Annotated in this window: 17 protein-coding genes and 1 pseudogene; 9 read left to right on the forward strand and 9 right to left on the reverse strand. The window is 65.3% G+C overall.

Annotation, left to right across the window (positions count from 1 at the left end):
- The first annotated feature begins 163 nt into the window (after positions 1-163).
- Both ABZ677_RS17695 and ABZ677_RS17700 read left to right on the forward strand, forming a co-directional pair.
- The gene (locus tag ABZ677_RS17695; RefSeq protein ID WP_358371868.1) at positions 164-2,164 is read left to right on the forward strand and encodes an MMPL family transporter; all 2,001 of its coding nucleotides are present in this window, start codon (positions 164-166) and stop codon (positions 2,162-2,164) included.
- Entirely contained in the window at positions 2,161-2,790 is a 630-nt protein-coding gene (locus ABZ677_RS17700) for a lipocalin family protein (RefSeq protein ID WP_358371620.1), read from the forward strand. Before ABZ677_RS17695 ends, ABZ677_RS17700 begins: the two co-directional genes overlap by 4 nt.
- A 72-nt stretch (positions 2,791-2,862) precedes the next feature.
- On the opposite strand, the gene ABZ677_RS17705 is transcribed toward ABZ677_RS17700, so the two are convergent.
- On the reverse strand, positions 2,863-3,480 hold the full coding sequence (locus tag ABZ677_RS17705) for an FKBP-type peptidyl-prolyl cis-trans isomerase (protein ID WP_358371623.1): 618 nt from the start codon (positions 3,478-3,480) through the stop codon (positions 2,863-2,865).
- A 26-nt stretch (positions 3,481-3,506) separates the two neighbouring features.
- Complete coding sequence (locus ABZ677_RS17710) at positions 3,507-4,361, reverse strand: SDR family oxidoreductase (RefSeq protein WP_037194477.1); 855 nt, start codon at positions 4,359-4,361, stop codon at positions 3,507-3,509.
- Positions 4,362-4,474: 113 nt separating this feature from the next.
- Between ABZ677_RS17710 and ABZ677_RS17715 the strand changes: the two genes are divergently transcribed.
- The gene (locus tag ABZ677_RS17715) at positions 4,475-4,849 is read left to right on the forward strand and encodes a helix-turn-helix domain-containing protein (protein WP_358371626.1); all 375 of its coding nucleotides are present in this window, start codon (positions 4,475-4,477) and stop codon (positions 4,847-4,849) included.
- A 10-nt stretch (positions 4,850-4,859) separates the two neighbouring features.
- On the opposite strand, the gene ABZ677_RS17720 is transcribed toward ABZ677_RS17715, so the two are convergent.
- A complete protein-coding gene (locus tag ABZ677_RS17720) occupies positions 4,860-5,210 on the reverse strand; it encodes a VOC family protein (RefSeq protein WP_358371629.1) in 351 nt (116 codons plus the stop codon).
- A 209-nt stretch (positions 5,211-5,419) separates the two neighbouring features.
- On the opposite strand from ABZ677_RS17720, the gene ABZ677_RS17725 reads away from it, so the two are divergent.
- Entirely contained in the window at positions 5,420-5,899 is a 480-nt protein-coding gene (locus ABZ677_RS17725; protein WP_037194474.1) for a DUF6764 family protein, read from the forward strand.
- 341 nt (positions 5,900-6,240) lie between these two features.
- Here ABZ677_RS17725 and ABZ677_RS17730 read toward each other — a convergent pair whose 3' ends face one another.
- The 3 genes from ABZ677_RS17730 to ABZ677_RS17740 form a co-directional block, all read right to left on the reverse strand.
- A complete protein-coding gene (locus tag ABZ677_RS17730; RefSeq protein ID WP_037194473.1) occupies positions 6,241-7,260 on the reverse strand; it encodes a hemolysin family protein in 1,020 nt (339 codons plus the stop codon).
- The gene (locus ABZ677_RS17735; RefSeq protein WP_358371633.1) at positions 7,257-8,660 is read right to left on the reverse strand and encodes a hemolysin family protein; all 1,404 of its coding nucleotides are present in this window, start codon (positions 8,658-8,660) and stop codon (positions 7,257-7,259) included. Before ABZ677_RS17735 ends, ABZ677_RS17730 begins: the two co-directional genes overlap by 4 nt.
- A 120-nt stretch (positions 8,661-8,780) precedes the next feature.
- Positions 8,781-9,215 carry a universal stress protein gene (locus tag ABZ677_RS17740; protein ID WP_230596414.1) on the reverse strand — a complete coding sequence of 145 codons (435 nt, stop codon included), beginning with the start codon at positions 9,213-9,215 and terminating at the stop codon, positions 8,781-8,783.
- A gap of 80 nt (positions 9,216-9,295) precedes the next feature.
- Here ABZ677_RS17740 and ABZ677_RS17745 point away from each other — a divergent pair, with 80 nt between their 5' ends.
- Genes ABZ677_RS17745 through ABZ677_RS17755 form a run of 3 tightly spaced genes read left to right on the forward strand, consistent with a single transcriptional unit; the run spans position 9,296 to position 12,340 of the window.
- Complete coding sequence (locus ABZ677_RS17745; RefSeq protein WP_037194470.1) at positions 9,296-10,285, forward strand: tripartite tricarboxylate transporter substrate-binding protein; 990 nt, start codon at positions 9,296-9,298, stop codon at positions 10,283-10,285.
- Positions 10,282-10,818, forward strand: coding sequence for a tripartite tricarboxylate transporter TctB family protein (locus ABZ677_RS17750; RefSeq protein WP_358371636.1), 537 nt, complete (start codon positions 10,282-10,284; stop codon positions 10,816-10,818). The genes ABZ677_RS17745 and ABZ677_RS17750 overlap by 4 nt, the downstream gene beginning before the upstream one ends.
- A 16-nt stretch (positions 10,819-10,834) precedes the next feature.
- Positions 10,835-12,340 carry a tripartite tricarboxylate transporter permease gene (locus ABZ677_RS17755; protein ID WP_358371639.1) on the forward strand — a complete coding sequence of 502 codons (1,506 nt, stop codon included), beginning with the start codon at positions 10,835-10,837 and terminating at the stop codon, positions 12,338-12,340.
- 68 nt (positions 12,341-12,408) lie between these two features.
- Here ABZ677_RS17755 and ABZ677_RS17760 read toward each other — a convergent pair.
- A pseudogene (locus ABZ677_RS17760) lies at positions 12,409-13,483 on the reverse strand (alkene reductase).
- Positions 13,484-13,647: 164 nt separating this feature from the next.
- The gene (locus tag ABZ677_RS17765; RefSeq protein WP_037194465.1) at positions 13,648-15,828 is read right to left on the reverse strand and encodes a glutamine synthetase III; all 2,181 of its coding nucleotides are present in this window, start codon (positions 15,826-15,828) and stop codon (positions 13,648-13,650) included.
- A 191-nt stretch (positions 15,829-16,019) separates the two neighbouring features.
- Between ABZ677_RS17765 and ABZ677_RS17770 the strand changes: the two genes are divergently transcribed.
- Positions 16,020-16,487, forward strand: coding sequence for a polyketide cyclase (locus ABZ677_RS17770; RefSeq protein ID WP_358371642.1), 468 nt, complete (start codon positions 16,020-16,022; stop codon positions 16,485-16,487).
- Positions 16,488-16,512: 25 nt separating this feature from the next.
- Positions 16,513-16,953: an SRPBCC family protein gene (locus ABZ677_RS17775; protein ID WP_094739892.1), complete on the forward strand. Its 441-nt coding sequence runs from the start codon at positions 16,513-16,515 to the stop codon at positions 16,951-16,953.
- Between the two features lie 4 nt (positions 16,954-16,957).
- Here the strand turns inward: ABZ677_RS17775 and ABZ677_RS17780 are convergent, their stop codons facing one another.
- Positions 16,958-17,779, reverse strand: coding sequence for a class I SAM-dependent methyltransferase (locus tag ABZ677_RS17780; protein WP_094633185.1), 822 nt, complete (start codon positions 17,777-17,779; stop codon positions 16,958-16,960).
- Between the last annotated feature and the right edge of the window lie 133 nt (positions 17,780-17,912).

Here is a 17,912-nt window from a genome sequence, read left to right on the forward strand (position 1 = left end):
CGCAAGAGATTCAGTTGCTTAATATCTAAGTAAATGAGATTGTTTGACCGTGGACAGCACTCGAACCGAGAACAAGACCGTCTGGGACCGTGTCGCGGACGCAGCCACCGGGCGTAGATCCGGTGCCTTGGCGGCAGCGATCGTCATCCTCGCGGTCGCCGTGATGGGATTGGTCGGCAGCAACGATTCCGCCGACCAATCGCCGAACTCGTTGCCGACGTCGGCCGAGTCCTACCAGGTGGACGAGCTGCTCTCCCAGTTCCCGGACTCCGACACCGCACCCGTGATCCTGGTTCTGAGCCGCGCCGATGGCGGCGACCTGACACCGACCGACATCGAGAGCGCAGCTGCCGCGCAGAGCAGGCTCCTCGCCGTCGATCGCTCGGTGCCGGACGAGCCCGGCCCGCCCCCGATCGTCGCACCCGACGGCAAAGCTGCGATTGCGCTGGTCCAGGTCGATTCCGAGTTGTCGGGCTTCACGCTCAACGAACTGATCACCGAACTGCGGTCCGCTGCGAGCGACGGCCTGTCACCCGATCTCGATGCTCAGGTCACCGGCGGACCCGCCTTCGGTGCCGACATCGCGAACTCGTTCTCCGGTGCCAACTTCACACTTCTCGCCGTCACCGCACTCGTGGTGGCCGTCCTCCTCATCGTCACCTATCGATCGCCCATCCTGTGGCTGGTGCCGTTGGCCGTCATCGGTTTCGCCGACCGATTCGCCACCACCGTCGGCACCGTGCTCGCCCAGGCCACCGGCCTCTCCTTCGACGGTTCGACTTCCGGAATCACCAGTGTGCTGGTGTTCGGCGCAGGCACGAACTACGCACTGCTGCTCATCTCTCGATACCGCGAGGAGCTGCGTCGCAAGCCCGATCATCGCCTCGCCCTGCACCGCGCTGTTCGCCAGGCCGGGCCCGCCATCCTCGCCAGCAACGCAACCGTCGTGCTGGCACTGCTGACCTTGCTCCTCGCGATGCTGCCGAGCACCCGCAGCCTGGGGGCGCTGGCCGCGGCCGGCCTCGTCGTCGCAGCAGTGTTCGTGCTGTTCGTACTGCCGCCCCTGCTGAAACTGTGCGGTCCGAAGCTGTTCTGGCCCTTCGTTCCCAAGGAATCGGACCGGGACACCACCACGGAAGGCGTCTGGCACTCGATCGCCGCAGGCGTTGCCCGACGCCCCGTCGCCACCGCCTCGGTCACGATCGTTGCGCTACTGGCCTGCTGCGGCGCACTGTTCGGGACTCAGATCGGACTCTCGCAAACCGAGCAGTTCCGCGTCACCGCCGAATCCGTCGAAGGCTTCGACACTCTCTCCCAGCACTTCCCGGCCGGATCAGCCGATCCGATGACGGTCCTCGCTCCCACCGCAGACATCGACGGAGTCATCAGCACCGCCGAGGGCATCGACGGCGTCGTCTCGGTCGATCGCGTCGCGGATTCCGACACCGGACTCACCCGGCTCTCGGTCGTCACCGATGCGGCCCCCGCATCCGACCAGTCGTTCGCCGTCGTCGAGGATCTCCGCGCCGCACTCACCGGTGTGGACAGTGCACTGGTGGGCGGCAGCGACGCCAAGGCACTCGACACCAGCGACGCAGCGGCCCGCGATCGCCTCGTGGTCATTCCCGCGATCCTCGCGGTCGTGCTCGCCGTGCTCCTGGTACTGCTGCGCGCCCTCGTTGCACCACTGATCCTGGTTGCCACAACGGTATTGAGCGCCGTGGCCGCCATCGGAGTCGGCAGCTGGGTGAGCCTGCACGTCTTCGGATTCCCCGCCCTCGACGACAACACTCCGCTGTTCGCGTTCCTGTTCCTGGTCGCGCTCGGCGTGGACTACACCATCTTCCTGGTCACTCGCACCCGCGAGGAGACGCCTCGGCACGGCACCAGATCTGCCATCGTGCGGGCGGTCTCGGCTACCGGAGGCGTCATCACGAGCGCGGGAATCGTTCTGGCAGCGGTCTTCTGCGTGCTCGGCGTCCTACCGCTGATCACCCTGACCCAACTCGGCATCATCGTCGGACTCGGCATTCTGCTCGATACCTTCGTGGTACGCACCGTGGTGATTCCCGCCCTGTTCACCCTCATCGGCCCGGGGATCTGGTGGCCGAACAGGATCGACTCGAGCACGACCACAACCGCAACTCAAGGAGCGAACACATGAAGATCCGCAACGCATTCGGCCGCACCGCACTCGTCGGTACCCTCGCCGCGGGTGCACTGCTGACCGCGGCCCCGGCTCAGGCACAGCCGGTCGGACCGCTGGGATCGGTCGGCCTCGAGCCACTGGCTCCGATCCCGTCGCTCGATGTCGAGCGTTACCTGGGCACCTGGAACCAGGTTGCCGCGGTACCGCAGCCGTTCAACCTGATCTGCGCCCGAGACACCCAGGCGAACTACCAGATGATCGACGCGTCCAACATTCGCGTCGAGAACACCTGCACCACCTGGACGGGCCAGGAGAACCGCATCGTCGGCAACGCACGAGTCAACGACACCGTCACCAATGCCCAACTGCACGTGAGCTTCCCGGGCGTCCCCACACAGGAGAGCCAGGAGGGGCCGACCAACTACATCGTGGCCTACATCGCCGACGACTACTCGTGGGCGTTCGTCGGAAGCCCCACCCGCACGTCCGGATTTGTGCTCAAGCGCACGCCCGACGTCAGCGTCGAGCAGTTCCGTGAGATCCGCAGCGTCGTCGAATCGCTGGGTTACGACTCGAACTTCATCACCACGACGCCCACCCCGGGCGGCGCGACGACGATTCAGCAGCTCTCGACGGTGTAACTGCGGCGGAGCCGCAGTGGCGCGGTTGAATGCCCCAGGGGGGACTCAACCGCGCCACTGCGCGGACCTCACTCAGCTCGCGGACAGGATCGAGATCGCGAAGATCAAGCTGTCGCCCGGCTCGATTCCAGCTGCCGGATTGCCGCTCGCATAGCCGTCGGCCGAGGTGACCGCCACGGCGACGGTCGAGCCGACGGTCTGTCCGGCGATGGCCTTCTGGAAGCCGGCGACGACTCCGTCGAGTGGGAATTCGACCGGCGCGCCCCGCTCGAAGCTGCTGTCGAACGTTTCGCCGGTGCGTCCGTTGACGCCCACGTAGCAGACGGACACCTCGGCGTCGGCTGCGACGACCGGCCCGTCCCCCGCCGTCAGAGTTTCGACCTGAGTCTCGGCGACGGTGAACGGTGTCTCGACGGTGACCGCGGGCGCGGCCGTGTCGGTCGACCCGACGACGGCGATGCTGCCGGAGTCCCCGGCCAGCGTCCATCCGGGGGTGGCTGCGGCGTCGGGTGTCGCCGTGGGGCAGGTGCTCGAGGCGGCCGCGGCACCGGCGCCGGACGACGCCGAGGACGTGGAGGTCGCCGCGGACGAGGTGTCGGAGTCCGAGCTGCACGCACCCGTCAGCAGGGCGAGCGAGACGGAGGCGGCCAGGAACACGGTGCGGGTGTAGGAGTGATTCACCGCGCCCACGCTACAAGTACCGCCCCCGGTGCCCGTCACACAGCGGCGCGGAGTACGTCTGCGACCGGGGTGGATGCACGACCGATCAGGGTCTGCAGGTCTCCGGAATCGGTATCCAGCTCGCCACGAGCGATTCCTGCGTCCGCGCTGGCCAACATGGTTGCCACGAAGTCGGGCAGTCCTGCGCCCTGAAGAATTGCGGCGTACTCGGACTCGGTGACGTCCTTGTAGACGATCGACTTGCCGGAGAGCTCGCCGATGACGGCCGCAAGCTCGGCGTAGGTGAGGCGTTCGTCGCCGCCGAGTTCGTAGATCTTTCCGCCTTGATCGTCGAGTGTCAGTACGGCTGCGGCCGCGGCGGCGAAGTCGACGCGAGACGCGGCGGCGAGCTTGCCGTTGCCTGCCGCGCCGAGGAGCACCCCGCCCTCGATGGTCTGTGCGAGCGAGCCGAGGTAGTTCTCCCAGTACCAGCCGTTGCGGAGAAATACCGCCGGAATGTCGGACGCGGCGAGGCGTTCCTCGGTGGCCTTGTGCTCGGGCGCGAGGCTCACTCCCGACGTGTCGGCGGCGAGCAGGCTGGTGTAGGCGATGAGGCCCACTCCGGCGGCCTCCGCTGCCTCGATCACGTTGATGTGCTGCGCAATTCGCTGGCCTACCTCCGAGCCCGAGACGAGCAGCAGCTTGTCGACGCCTGCGAGAGCCGCCGTCATCGCGGCGGAATCGGAGTAGTCGGCGACCCTAACCACGACGCCCCGTTCGGCCAGCGACGAGGCCTTGTCTGCGTTTCGGACGACCGCCACGATGTCGGCGGGTGCGACGCCACGCTCGATGAGTGCGTCGACGACGAGTCCGCCGAGGTTGCCCGTTGCTCCGGTTACCGCTGTGGTCATGATCGAACTCCTGAGGTTGAGGTTTCAAGTACGCACTCACTATGCACTTACTTTTCGTGCAGTGCAACCCCTAACGTCATCACTCACCCTTTCGCATGCGCTAACATGGCGGTATGCCAGAGCCCACGGAATCACTCGAAGCATCCGTCTTCGCGCGTGACTGTGCGTCGAGGCAGACATTGCAGAACGCCACCAGCAGGTGGGGTGCGCTCGCGCTCGCCGCCCTCACCGAGGGCGACTACCGATTCAATGCGTTGCGCCGACGGGTCGACGGCGTCAGCGAGCGCATGCTCTCGCAGACCCTGCAGACCCTCGAGCGGGACGGCCTCGTGGTGCGCACCGTGCAGGGAACCATCCCACCGAAGGTGGAGTACAGCCTCACTCTGCTGGGCCGCGACGTCGGCACCCGATTGAGCGGTCTCATCGAACTCATCGAGGGCAACATGCCTGCCGTTCTCGAATCACGCGCCGAACACGACGCCCGCTGATCGGCCGGGCTCACGCGGGAGGCGTCACCAGGCACCACTCGTTGCCTTCGGGGTCGAGGAGCACCTGAAAGGTTCCCGCCGCGTCGGAGTGTCGGTCGCCGAGCACCCTGGCGCCCAGTGCCACAGCCTGCCCGACGGCACGGTCGATATCCGATACATCGACGTCGAGATGGAGCCGGTTCTTGCCGGCCTTGCCCTCCGGGACTCGCTGAAACGCCAACCGAGTGAACCCGGGGACGTCGACGAAATGCCACGACTCGTCGCGCACCCTCGGCTCTCCGCCGAGCACCCCGGCCCAGAATTGCGCCAGCAACGCCGGCTCTCGGCAGTCGAAAACGACCTCGTCGATGCGTCCGATCATGGCCTCATCGTAGGGACCGAGAACATCACCCGGTTGCGTTATCGCAGCGTTACTTTACCGAGACTCTTTCGAGATCCCGACGAACCCGCGCCGCGCCCGAGCAGGTCGAGACTCGAAGCCAGGACGTGCGGGCCGTCCGCAACCTCGGCCCGGCGACCGACACGCTCGGCACACCGGTGCCGACGCACTGATCTGGGGAGGCATTCACCATGTTCCACACCAAGAGGATTGTCGGCGGAGCGGCAGCATTCGGATTCGCCTGCGCGTTCGCAGCACTGGTACCCGGCACCGCATCCGCAGCACCGGTCGCTTGTACCACCGCACCAGGAGGGGCCGACGTCGCTGCGCTCGTCGGAGGATCGCAGTGCGACAGCTCCGCGGACGTCGCAAGTGCTGCGGCCGGCCTCGGCCTCGAGGGGTGGGGTTCGGCCGAGGCGATGAACAACGCAGCCGCCCTGGCCCTCGGACTGAACGGTGGAACCGCAGTCAGCAACGGCAGTTTCGGTGGTGCGCCTGCAGCGATCGCCTTCGGCCCCGGTGCCGTCGCGCAGAACACCGCAGCCGGCCTCGGACTCTCCATCGCGGTGGCAGCACCGGGCTCCACCATCACCCTCACCCCGACCGGCGCGGTGTGCGACGGTGCCGGAATTGCCGGCAGCTTCACCACCCTGCAGGGCTGCATCGGCTGACGCGCGCTACGGGGGGCTCCGCGCAACGGAGTGAGCCGAGTGGGCGATATGGATGTCACCGAAGGCCGCGTGATCTACAGTCTCAATGACCTACAGTCTCGGTCACCCACAGTCTCGGAACGCGGGCCGGCAACGACCCGCTGAACAAGGAGTTCGACGGCAATGATGTCCTACCTGCTCTACGACGTTCTGCTCCCCCAACTCGGCCACGACGTCGCGTCGTACTGGGCGCACCTGCTGGTTGTCGCCCCGGTCTGAGTTCTGAGGCCGGACACGACAAAGGCATCCCCGCTCGGCCACGCAGGCCGGGCGGGGATGCCTCGTTCGAAACCGGAATCGAATCAGACCGGTTGGGGCAACAGTCGGGTCAGCACATCGGAGAGAGTCACGACGCCGACGCTGCGCGCCGGATCGTCCGCCGCCGCCGAACCGTCGACCACCAGGGCCAGATGATGCCGGGTCTCGCGCATCGACTGCAGGGCAACGTATACCGGCGTCGTCGCCTCGAGCGTGTATGCCGGACGCGTGATCTCGGCAAGAGTCTGCGGAGCGGTCAACGTATCGCGCACGTGCACCACTCCCTTGACCACGTCCGCGTCGCTGACCAGGATCCGCAGATGCCCCGAGCGACGCGAGGCTTCGCGCACGTCGTCGATGGTGGCCGTCGACGGTACCGACGTGGGCTTGCCGAACTGGCGCACCAGGTCGCCGACGGTCAGTTCCTGCAGTTCGAGCGCACTCGAGATCTGCGCCTGGTAGCTGGCGTCGAGAGCACCGACGTTCACCGAATGCTCCACCAGCTGACGTAGATCGTCGGCGTTCTGGCCGGTACCCACGGTGTCGGCCGGCTCGACGCCGACCCGCCGCAGGCACCAGTTCGCCATGTTGTTCAGTGCCGTCAGAACCGGACGGGTGAGAAACATGAACCCGCGCATCGGGATTGCGAGCATCGTCGCCGACTTCTCCGGATGGGCGATGGCCCAGGACTTCGGAGCCATCTCACCGACCACCAGGTGCAGGAAGGTGACGACGATCAGCGCGAGCACGAAGCCGAGAACGTCGGCGAACCAGTACGGCAGGCCGCCGCTCTCGAACAGCGGAGTGAGCCAGTAGTGCACGGCCGGCTTCGTCGTTGCGCCGAGGCCGAGGGTGCAGACCGTGATGCCCAGTTGCGAGCCGGCGAGCAGGACGGTCAGCTCGGACGAACTGCGCAGCGCGGCACGCGCAGAGCGCGAATTGGGAGCCGCGTCTTCGAGCCGATGCCGCTTGGCGGCCAACAGCGCGAACTCGACGGCCACGAAGAACGCACTGGCAGCGATGAGGCCGATCGTGACGGCCAGGAAGACCCAGATGTTGCTCATCGGTGCACACTTTCCTTCGTCTCGGCCGACTCGTCGTCGTGCTCGGGGTCACGCTCGCCGAGCGTCAGAGTCAGCAGGGACGGGACGTGGCTGTCGATCTCCTCGATCTCGAGGATCACGAAGCGAACGGGACTCTCCTCGTCGTTCGCCAGATCGGCGTTGTCCGGTGGTAGGTCCACTTCGATCCGTTCCCCGATGTCGGGGAGAGATCCGTTGTGCGCGATGGCAAAACCGGCGATGGTCTCGTAATCGCCCTCGGGCAGATCGATACCGAGAGCGCGTTCGACCTCGTCGACGTGCACCTCACCGGCCATGGTCCAGCTGCCGTCGTCGGCACTGACCGGGCTCGGGTCGGACAGGTCGTCGTCGTGCTCGTCGGTGATCTCGCCGACCAGCTCCTCGGCCAGGTCCTCGATCGTGATGACGCCGGTCAGACCGCCGTATTCGTCGATGACACAAGCCAATTGGTTCTTCGTCGAACGCAACTCGCGCATCGCGTCGGGCAGGCTCTGGATCTCCGGAAGGATCAGCGCGTCACGCGTGAGCTCGGAGATCGGCGTGGAAGCCGGCACCGTCGCGGACAGGACGTCCGCGAGATGCACGACGCCGACGATGCCGTCGTCCTCGTCGAGCACCGGGTACCGAGAATGCTCCTGACCCATCAGGGCCGCGACCTCGGCGAGGGTGTCGGTGTCTCGAACAGTGGCCGAACGCGATCGCGGAATCATCGCGTGTTCGACTGTGCGAGTAGGGAAGTCGAGGATGCGGTCGAGCAGCGTCGACAGCTCGTCGGGCAGATCGCCTGTCTCGCGTGAGTCAGAGACGATGTGCTCGAGGTCGCGCAGGCTGGCCGAATGCTCCACGTCGTGCACCGGCTCGATCTTGAGTGCCTTGAGCAACAGGTTCGAAGACTGGTCGAAAATCGTGATCAACCAGCCGAAGAGCTTGAGGTAGATGGTGGTCGAGAGCGACAGCCAGCGAGCCACCGGCTCGGGCCGCGCGATGGCGAAGTTCTTCGGGAACAGTTCACCGAAGAGCATCTGCACGAACGTCGCGAACGTGATTGCCAGAACGGCACCCAGGCCGACGCCGACGGCCGTCGGAACTCCGACGCCGCCCAAGATCGCGCCGAACGACTGACCGATCAGCGGTTCGGCGACGTAGCCGACCAACAGACCGGTGACCGTGATGCCCAGCTGTGCACCGGAGAGCATGAACGAGGTGCGTTTGGTGACGGTCAACGTGCGAGCCGCGACGGCGTCACCGGCCTCGGCGCGAGCCTTGAGCCGGGACCGGTCGACGGTCATGTACGCGAATTCCTGGGCTACGAAGTAGCCGGTCGCGACGGTGATGAGAAAGACGACGAGCAGGCCGAGCAAGAGAGTGAGCACAACGCTCATTCGCCGGACACCGCCTCGCACGTAGTAGTCGTAGTGCGGGGAGCCGTGTCCGGCCCGGGTTTATCGCTGTCCATGATTCCTCTGAGTTGTGTGATGTGAACTTTGTCCGATACTACCGGGTCACGGTGCTTTGACGACCAGGACGGGGACCGGGCAGTCGAGCAGCACTCGCTGCACGGTGCTGCCCATCAGGAACTTGCCCACTGCGGATCGACGCTTGGACCCGATGACGACCATTCCCGCACCGACGTCTGCGACGAGATCCACCAACGCGCCCGCCGGGTCGCCGCCGTCGGGTTCGACGCGCACGGTGGTCGCGATCCCCGGCAGTGTTCGCTCGACCTCTGCCTGCGCCGAATTGCGATCGTCCGCGGACACCGAATCTCGGTCCACCACGGACAACACGATCAACGGAGCCTGACGCAGCTCGGCCTCGGCGGCACCGCGGCGCAACGCTTCCTGACCCTCCGGTGTGTTGCTCATCGCTACTGCCACTGCGCTCGCTACCGACACGTTCTCTCCCGTTGCTCGTTGCTCGTATCCACCGAGGATCACCCTCGGAGAGTTGTGAACTGGACTAATCGGACAAACTGTATCTAACCTGACGCTGTGACACACCACACGAAAGGTCTCTGATGGCGATATCGCCCACACTGCTACGAACGGCCGGAGCCCTGGTGGTGGTGGGAGCAGTCACCGTCGCCGGAATCGATGCCGCTCGCAGTGCCAGCGGCTCCGACGCCCGAGCCAAACTGACACTGATCGCACCTGCTGCTGCGGGCGGCGGCTGGGATCTCGTCGCCCGTGAATCGCAGCAGGCGCTGCGCAGCGACGGCATCGTCAACAACGCCCAGGTCGTCAACGTTCCCGGTGCAGGCGGCACCATCGGCCTGAGCCAACTCGAGAACCTCAGCGGGCAGCCCACCACCGTCATGATCACCGGCACCGTCATGCTCGGCGGTATCGCGATCAACAACTCCGAGACCACCCTTGCCGACACCGTCCCGATCGCCAAACTCGCCGAGGACTTCGAAGTGTTCGTCGTCCCGAAGGACTCGCCGATCCAGAACCTCGAGGACATGATCGAGGCCTGGCGCGCCAACCCCGGAGGCCTCCCGATCGGCGGCGGTTCACTCGGCGGCATCGACCACATCGTGGCCGGCCAGTTGGCACAGGAAGCCGACATCGACCCGGCCGCAATCAATTACATCGCCTACTCCGGCGGCGGCGAGGTACTGACGTCGCTGCTGTCGAACACCGTCGGCGTCGCGGTCAGTGGGTTCAACGACTTCCGCGACCAGATCGAGGCGGGCAACGTGCGTGCACTCGCAGTGGCCGCGCCCGAGCCGCTCGAGGGATTCGACGTGGACACGTTCATCGAACAGGGTTACAACGTCGACCTCGTCAACTGGCGCGGAATCGTTGCGCCCCCGGGGATCTCGGACGAGGACCGACAGACGCTCGTCGACATCGTCACCGAGATGGTCGAGACCGAGCAATGGGCGACGGCCGTCGAGCGCAACCGCTGGAAGGAATCGGTTCTGACCGGAGACGAATTCGGAGAATTCCTCGACGTCGAGCAGACACGCATCACCGGAATTCTCGAGGAGTTGGGGCTGGTATGACAACAACGACCACCGACACGGACACCGGTACGTCCCGATCGTTCTGGACGGGCCGTAGCGGATTGATCGTTCCGGCGCTGCTCGTCGCACTCGGAGCCTTCCTGGTCTACGGAACCGTCACGATGCAGGTTCCACCCACCGCCACATCACCTGGCCCGCAGGTCTTTCCGGCCATCGTTGCAGGCGGCTGCTTCATCGTCGCCCTACTGGTCACCATTCAACTGTTGATCAAGCCCGACGCCGTCGACCGCGGTGTCGACGCCGACGGCGTGCCGCACACCGGCACCGTCAGCAACTGGCGGACACTGTCGATCACCGTCGGATCGGTGGCCCTGTTCATCGCGCTCCTCGACCCGCTCGGCTGGGTACTCGCCGGAGCGCTGCTGTTCTGGGGTGTCTCGGTCGGATTGGGCGGCCGCCGTTACGTGTTCGACGCAGCCGTCGCGCTGCTGGTCTCGAGCGCGGTTCAGATTGCATTCTCCGCGGGCCTCGGCCTGACCCTGCCCGGCGGCGTTCTCGCCCAGATCTTCTGACGGAGCTGACTTCACGATGGATTCATTGAGCAATCTGATCGACGGGTTCGGCACCGCGCTGACACCGATGAACCTGGTCTGGGTGTTCGTCGGCGCGCTGCTCGGTACTGCCGTCGGCGTCCTGCCCGGTCTCGGCTCTGCCATGGCGGTGGCCCTGCTGCTGCCCGTCACCTTCACCCTCGACCCCACCGCGGCGCTGATCATGTTCGCCGGAGTGTATTTCGGTGGCCTGTTCGGCGATTCGATCTCCGGCATCCTGATGAACACCCCCGGCAACAGCACCGCGATCGCCGGGACGTTCGAGGGTCACCGGATGGCCAAGAACGGCCGGGCCCCACAGGCTTTGGCCACCTCGGCCATCGGAGCGTTCATCGGCGGCATCGTCGCCACGACGCTGGTGGTGTTCTTCGCTCCCACGCTGGCGGCGTTGGCGACCAACTTCGGTCCCGCCGAGTATCTCGCCCTCGCGGTGTTCGCGTTCATCGCCACCTCGGCCGTGGTCTCGGACTCGGCGCTCAAGGGCCTGACCGCACTGCTCATCGGCCTCACCCTGGCCGTGATCGGCATCGACGGCCCCTCGGGCGCTTCACGATTCACCTTCGAGGTGCCGGCCCTGTTCGACGGCATTCACATCGTCGTCATCACCGTGGCGATGCTCGCGCTCGGTGAGGTCATCCACATCGCATCGAAGATCGGTCGGCCCGAGGATCGCAGTCTGATCAAGTCACAGGGACGACCCTGGCTGAGCAAGGCCGAGTTCCGCGATGCCATGCCGGCCTGGTTGCGCGGCACGGCATTCGGTGTGCCGTTCGGTGTGATCCCTGCGGGCGGCGCCGAGGTACCCAGCTTCCTCGCTTACGGCACCGAGCGCAGGCTCGATCGCAAGCGCGAGAAGCCGATGTTCGGCAAGGGTGCCATTCGAGGCGTCGCGGGTCCCGAGGCCGCCGGAAACTCAACGGCCGGAACGGCAATGGGAGCGCTACTGGCTCTGGGTCTGCCGACGTCGGCGACAGCGGCCATCATGTTGGCCGCCTTCCAGCAATACGGCATGCAGCCCGGACCACTGTTGTTCGAGCGCAGCGGCGACATCGTCTGGGCCCTGCTGGCCAGTCTGTTCGTCGCGATGCTCGTGCTGCTGATCCTCAACCTGCCGTTCGCACCGTTGTGGGCGCAGCTGCTGAAGATCCCGAAGAACTACCTCTACGCCGGCATCTCGGTGTTCGCCGCCCTCGGCGTGTACGCGTCGAGCGCCTCGATCGTGGATCTGATCTTCATGCTCGGGCTCGGCATCGTCGGATTCATGATGCGCCGCTACGACATTCCGTTGGCACCGGTGTTGATCGCAGTGATCCTCGGCCCGCTGGCCGAGGAGTCACTGCGACGCGCACTGGCCGTCAGCGAGGGCGACCCGTCGATCCTCGTCAGCAGCGGCATCACCATCGTGCTGTACGCACTGATGATCATCGCCGTGGTGTTCTCGATCGTCAGCAAGGTCCGCGCCCGCAAGACCGCCGACTTCTGAGTGCGCTCCGCGCAGTGGTGTGGTCAAGTACCCCGGAGGGCACTTGACCACACCACTGTGAAGCACTCTCAGTGCTGCAGAGCCGGGTAATCCGTGTAGCCCTTGGCACCATCGGTGTAGAAAGTGCTCGGATCCGGCTCGTTCAGGGGCAGATCCTCGCGCCAGCGGTAGGCAAGATCGGGGTTGGCGATCGCCGGACGGCCGACGACGACTGCGTCACCGATGCCGTTGTCGAGCAGCGACAGCGCCTCGTCGCGGTTGGTGATCTCACCGAAGCCACTGTTGACCAGTACGGCACCACCGAAGGCCTGCCGCAGATCCTGAACCAGCTCGCCGGCCGGATCCTTGTGCAACACGCTCAGATACGCCAGCCCCAACGGTGCGATTCGGTCGACCAACGCGCGGTAGGTGGCACGCACGTCGTCGGAATCCGTCTCGAGCGCATCCTGAATGTTGTGCGCCGGTGAGATTCGAATGCCCCACCTTGCCTGCGCCCAGGGCTGCGACCACTGCCTCGACGACCTCGGCGACGAAGCGCGCACGATTCTCGGGCGAGCCGCCGTACTTGTCGTCTCGCTGGTTCGATGCCGGCGAGAGGAACTCGTGCAACAGGTATCCGTTGGCACCGTGAATCTCGACGCCGTCCATGCCGGCCGCGATCGCGTTCTTCGACGCCTGCACGAAGTCCTCGATCACCGACGGCAACTCGTCCTCACGCAACGCGCGCGGGGTGGGGTACGCCTTCTTGCCCTCGTACGTGTGGGTCTCGCCGTCGATGGCAATCGCACTGGGTCCGACGACCTCACGGCCACCCGTCGTCGCCTCGTGCGTGACCCGACCCGCGTGCATGACCTGCGCGACGATCAGTCCGCCGTCGGCATGCACCGCGTCGGCGACGTTGCGCCAACCCTCGATCTGCTCGTCCGTGACCAGACCGGGCTGACCGGGGAAGCCCTGGCCTGCATGGCTCGGGTAGGTGCCCTCGCTGACGATCAGGCCGAGGGACGCGCGCTGCTTGTAGTGCTCGACCACCAGTGGGCCCGGCACGCCGTCCTGACCGGACCGAACCCGCGTGAGCGGGGCCATCACCAAACGGTTGTCGAGCTTCAGGTCACCGAGCTCCAACGGGGAAAACAACTTCATGGATCTCTCTCCTCACGAGTGCGTGCACAGTCTTTGCCACTGTCCACTCCGAACCCGAAAGATCCACCGAGCTATTCCGCCTCGAGATATTGCTCACGCCGAAAACAACAGTGGTGTGGTTGAGTGCCACAGTCGGCACTCAACCACACCACTGCCGAAGGCACTCAGAGGATGTAGAGCATCTCCTGATACGTCGGCAGCGGCCAGAGATCGTCCGCCACCATTGCTTCCAGGGTGTCCGCTGCGGAACGAACGGCGGCCATCGCAGGCAGCAGCTCGTCCTTGGCGTGGGTGGCCTCCGCGAGGGCCTCGCCGCCGGGGTCGGCTTCGAGAGCGGCCTTCAACGTCGCCAACGCTGCGCGCAGCTCCGACAGTGGAGCCGACACCGCCTGCAGCGCAGTCATGTCCACGTCGTCGACGCCTGCGCCCTTGAGCGCACTGACGTTCTGCGCCAACTCGGTCTGGTAGCGCACCGCAGCGGGCAGGATGGACGTCTGACCCATCTCCAGCGTCAGACGCGCCTCGACGAACACGGTCAGCGCGTACTGCTCGAGCCCGATCTCGTAGCGCGAGTGCATCTCTCGGTGGTTGAAGACCTTGTACTTCTCGAACAGTTCCATAGCCGAATCCGAGATCAGCTCGGGCAATGCGTCGAGCGTCGTACGCAGGTTCGGTAGGCCGCGTGCCTCGGCCTCGATCTGCCAGTTGTCGGAGTAGCCGTCGCCGTTGAACACCACCGCGCCGTGTTCGGTGATGATCTCCGTCAGCAGGTTCTGCACGGCCGTGTCGAAATCGGTGCCCTCGGCGACGGCCGCTTCGAGGTTGGTCGCCATGTAGTCGAGAGCCTCGGCCATGATCGTGTTGATCGTGACCATCGGGCCGTTGACCGTCTGCATCGAACCGGGGGCGCGGAACTCGAACCTGTTGCCGGTGAAGGCGAACGGGCTGGTTCGGTTGCGGTCGCCGGGGTCGGTCGGCAGCACGGGCAGGGTGTCGGCGCCGATCATCATGGTGCCCTTGCCCTTCGACGACGTGGCCGCACCCTTGGCGATCTGGTCGAACACGTCGGCGAGCTGATCGCCGAGGAAGATCGAGATGATCGCGGGCGGAGCTTCGTTGGCACCGAGGCGGTGATCGTTGGTCGCCGACGCCACCGAGGCGCGCAGCAGACCGCCGTACTTGTGCACCGCGCGGATGACGGCGGCACAGAAGACGAGGAACTGCGCGTTGTCGTGTGGGTTGTCGCCGGGAACCAGCAGCGATCCCAGGTCGGAGTTACCGAGGGAGAAGTTGACGTGCTTGCCGGAGCCGTTGACACCCTCGAAGGGCTTCTCGTGGAACAGGCACTCCATGCCGTGCTTCTTGGCGATGGTCTTGAACGTCGTCATCAACAGTTGCTGGTGATCGGCTGCGATGTTTCCGCGCTCGAACATCGGGGCGATCTCGAACTGTCCTGGTGCGACCTCGTTGTGCCGGGTCTTGGCCGGGATGCCGAGCTTGAACAGCTCGCGTTCGGTGTCCATCATGAAGCCGAGGACACGCTCGGGGATGGCTCCGAAGTAGTGGTCGTCGAATTCCTGACCCTTGGGCGGCTTCGAGCCGAACAGGGTGCGACCGGCGTTGAGCAGGTCGGGACGGGCCAGGAAGAAGTGTCGGTCGACGAGGAAGTACTCCTGCTCCGGACCACAGAACGAGACGATGTTCTCGATGTTCTCGTGCCCGAACAACTTCAGGATGCGCTCGGCATGTCCGCCCATCGCCTGCTGCGAACGCAACAACGGCGTCTTGTGGTCGAGGGCCTCACCGGTCATCGAGACGAACACCGTCGGGATGCACAGGGTGTTGCCGTTCGGGTTCTCGAGCACGTACGCCGGGCTGGTGACGTCCCAACCGGTGTATCCGCGCGCCTCGAACGTGTTGCGCAGGCCGCCGTTGGGGAAGCTCGAGGCGTCGGGCTCGCCCTGGATCAACGTCTTGCCTGCGAATTCGGCGAGTGCGCTGCCGTCACCGACGGGGTCGAAGAAGCTGTCGTGCTTCTCGGCCGTCAGTCCGGTGAGCGGGTAGAAGACGTGCGCGTAGTGCGTCGCACCCTTCTCGAGAGCCCAGTCCTTCATCGCGGACGCGACCGCGTCGGCGACCATGGGATCGAGCTTCTTGCCCTTGTCGATCGTCGCCATCACGGACTTGAAGACCGATTTGGGCAGACGCTTCTGCATGACGACCTTGCTGAAGACGTTCTCACCGAAGATCTCGCCCGGCTTCTCGTCTCCGACGAAGCTGACCGCAGGCGGCACATACGCCTCGACGTCTTTGATCGCCTGCAGGCGTACGGTATTTCCACTCATGGCTACCCCTTGACAAGGTGCTGCTCCACAGCTGGATTTTGCGGAGTCCGACCCGGCGACTGTACGAACGCGACGTGGCGGTCGTGTTTCGTCGTTGTGTCCACTGCGAGGCAAAAACGGCAATCGGAGTTTCTTTCCCCGCAGACGGGGGTAACTCCATAGCCAGCATAAACAACTGAAAGGCGTGTTCCATGACCGACGAGTTGACCGTTCGGCGCGTGATCGACGCTCCCCCCGCCTCCGTGTTCACCGCCCTCGCCAATCCCGAGGTCCAGGCGGCAGTCGACGGCTCGGAAATGCTGCGTGGCGCGATCGACCCGACGCCGTTGCGCGCGGTGGGCGATACCTTCGCGATGGATATGTACCAGCCGGAAATCGGCGAGTACGTCATGGAGAACACCTTGTTCGTGTTCGAGCAGGACCGACGCATCGGTTGGATTCCCAATCGCCAGGGCATGGAACCTCGTGGCACTCGGTGGTCCTGGGAGCTCGAAGAGGTCGCCGACGACCGGACAGCGCTCACGCAGGTGTACGACTGGTCGCGCGTCACCGACCCGGAGTTCCGCAAGATGGCCGGGTTTCCGCGGGTCACCGAGGACCAGATCGTCGGCACCATGCGCCGGCTCGCCGACCATCTCGGCGTTCCACTCGAAGACTGAACCTCAACGGCAGGAAAGAACTCTCATGGTCGACGTCACCCGCACCTTCACCGCCGCTGTTCCGCTGGAGAAGGCGGCCGCGTTTCTTCGCGACTTCTCCAATGCGCCGTCGTGGGATCCCGGAACCCAGAGCTGCACCCAGATTTCGGACGGACCGGTCGCCGTCGGAACGCAGTGGCACAACGTCTCGAAGCTGTTCGGTATCACCACTGAGTTGACCTACACGTTGGTCACGGACGAGCCTGATCACATCGTGTTCGAAGGCGAGAACAAAACGGCCACCAGCGTCGACGACATCACGCTGACGGCGGAAGGTGACCGATCGACGCGGATCGACTACCACGCGCAGATCGAATTCAACGGAGCTGCCAAGGTGGCCGGCCCGTTCCTGAAGGCGGGCTTCGAGGCGAAAGTCGCGCCGGACACCGTGGAGAAGATGACCGAGGCGCTCGAGCGACTGAGCTGACGCCCTACGTACGTGCGACGACGGTGAAGTTGTCCGCCGAGCTCGCCTGGACGTCGGGTGCCACGATCGAACCGTCGTCGGCGAAGATCTCGGAGATGGTGAACCCGGCATCGGTCACCAGTCGTCGCACGTCCGCCACAGTGGTGAAGTGCATGAACGGAGCGAAGTCGTGCGCGGCGAGCGGAGCGACCGCCCACGTTCCGCGATCGACTACTCGAGAACGCGCAGACCACCAATTGGCAACGCTGCGAACGACTCCGGTGGGATCGAGCAGTCGCCTACCGATGGCCGTCACGACGCGTCGGGGTGAGAACGTGAATCGTTGGGTCGGTCTGCTCAACTGAAACGGCGTCTCCCCGAACGACGGTCCGTTGCGGTTGAGAGTGGAGAACACCAGGATTCCGGACTCACCGAGAACTCGGCGAAACTCTTTCAGTACCCGAACTCGTTCGTCGTGGGTCACGGTGTCGATTCCGTTGTTGCTGAACACGATCAGACCGAATTCGCCGTCGGAGAAGTCCGCCAGATCACGCGCGTCGGCCACGTGCGCCTGCAGGTCGGGGAAATTCCGACGAAAGGCGTCGACCATGGTGGGTGCGTAGTCGATGGCAACGTAGCGGTCGCTGATCAGCCGTAGTAACGCCGTGGTTCGGCCACTGCCGACCCCCACGTCCAGTACCGGCGTTCCGCGAGCAACCGACGCAGCCGCGACCAGGGCGGCCGCCTCCCCACGGTCGAGAAACCCATCGGTCGGACCTGCATACTCCACATACGCAGCGGTCACCCGTGCGCTGTCGAACACGTCTCGATTGTGGTCTATGGACACGCGATCACCTCCGCTTCCCACACCGCTGACACAAGCGTCCCGCCCCTGTGCCCAGACGGTACCGGCGAACCCTGAGGTGCGCCTGAGGTCCCGTGCGTCCACCACACCCCCATCCGGGGGTATTCGGGGGGTG

The organism is Rhodococcus sp. NPDC006774 (assembly GCF_040636045.1).
Classification (GTDB): Bacteria; Actinomycetota; Actinomycetes; order Mycobacteriales; family Mycobacteriaceae; genus Rhodococcoides.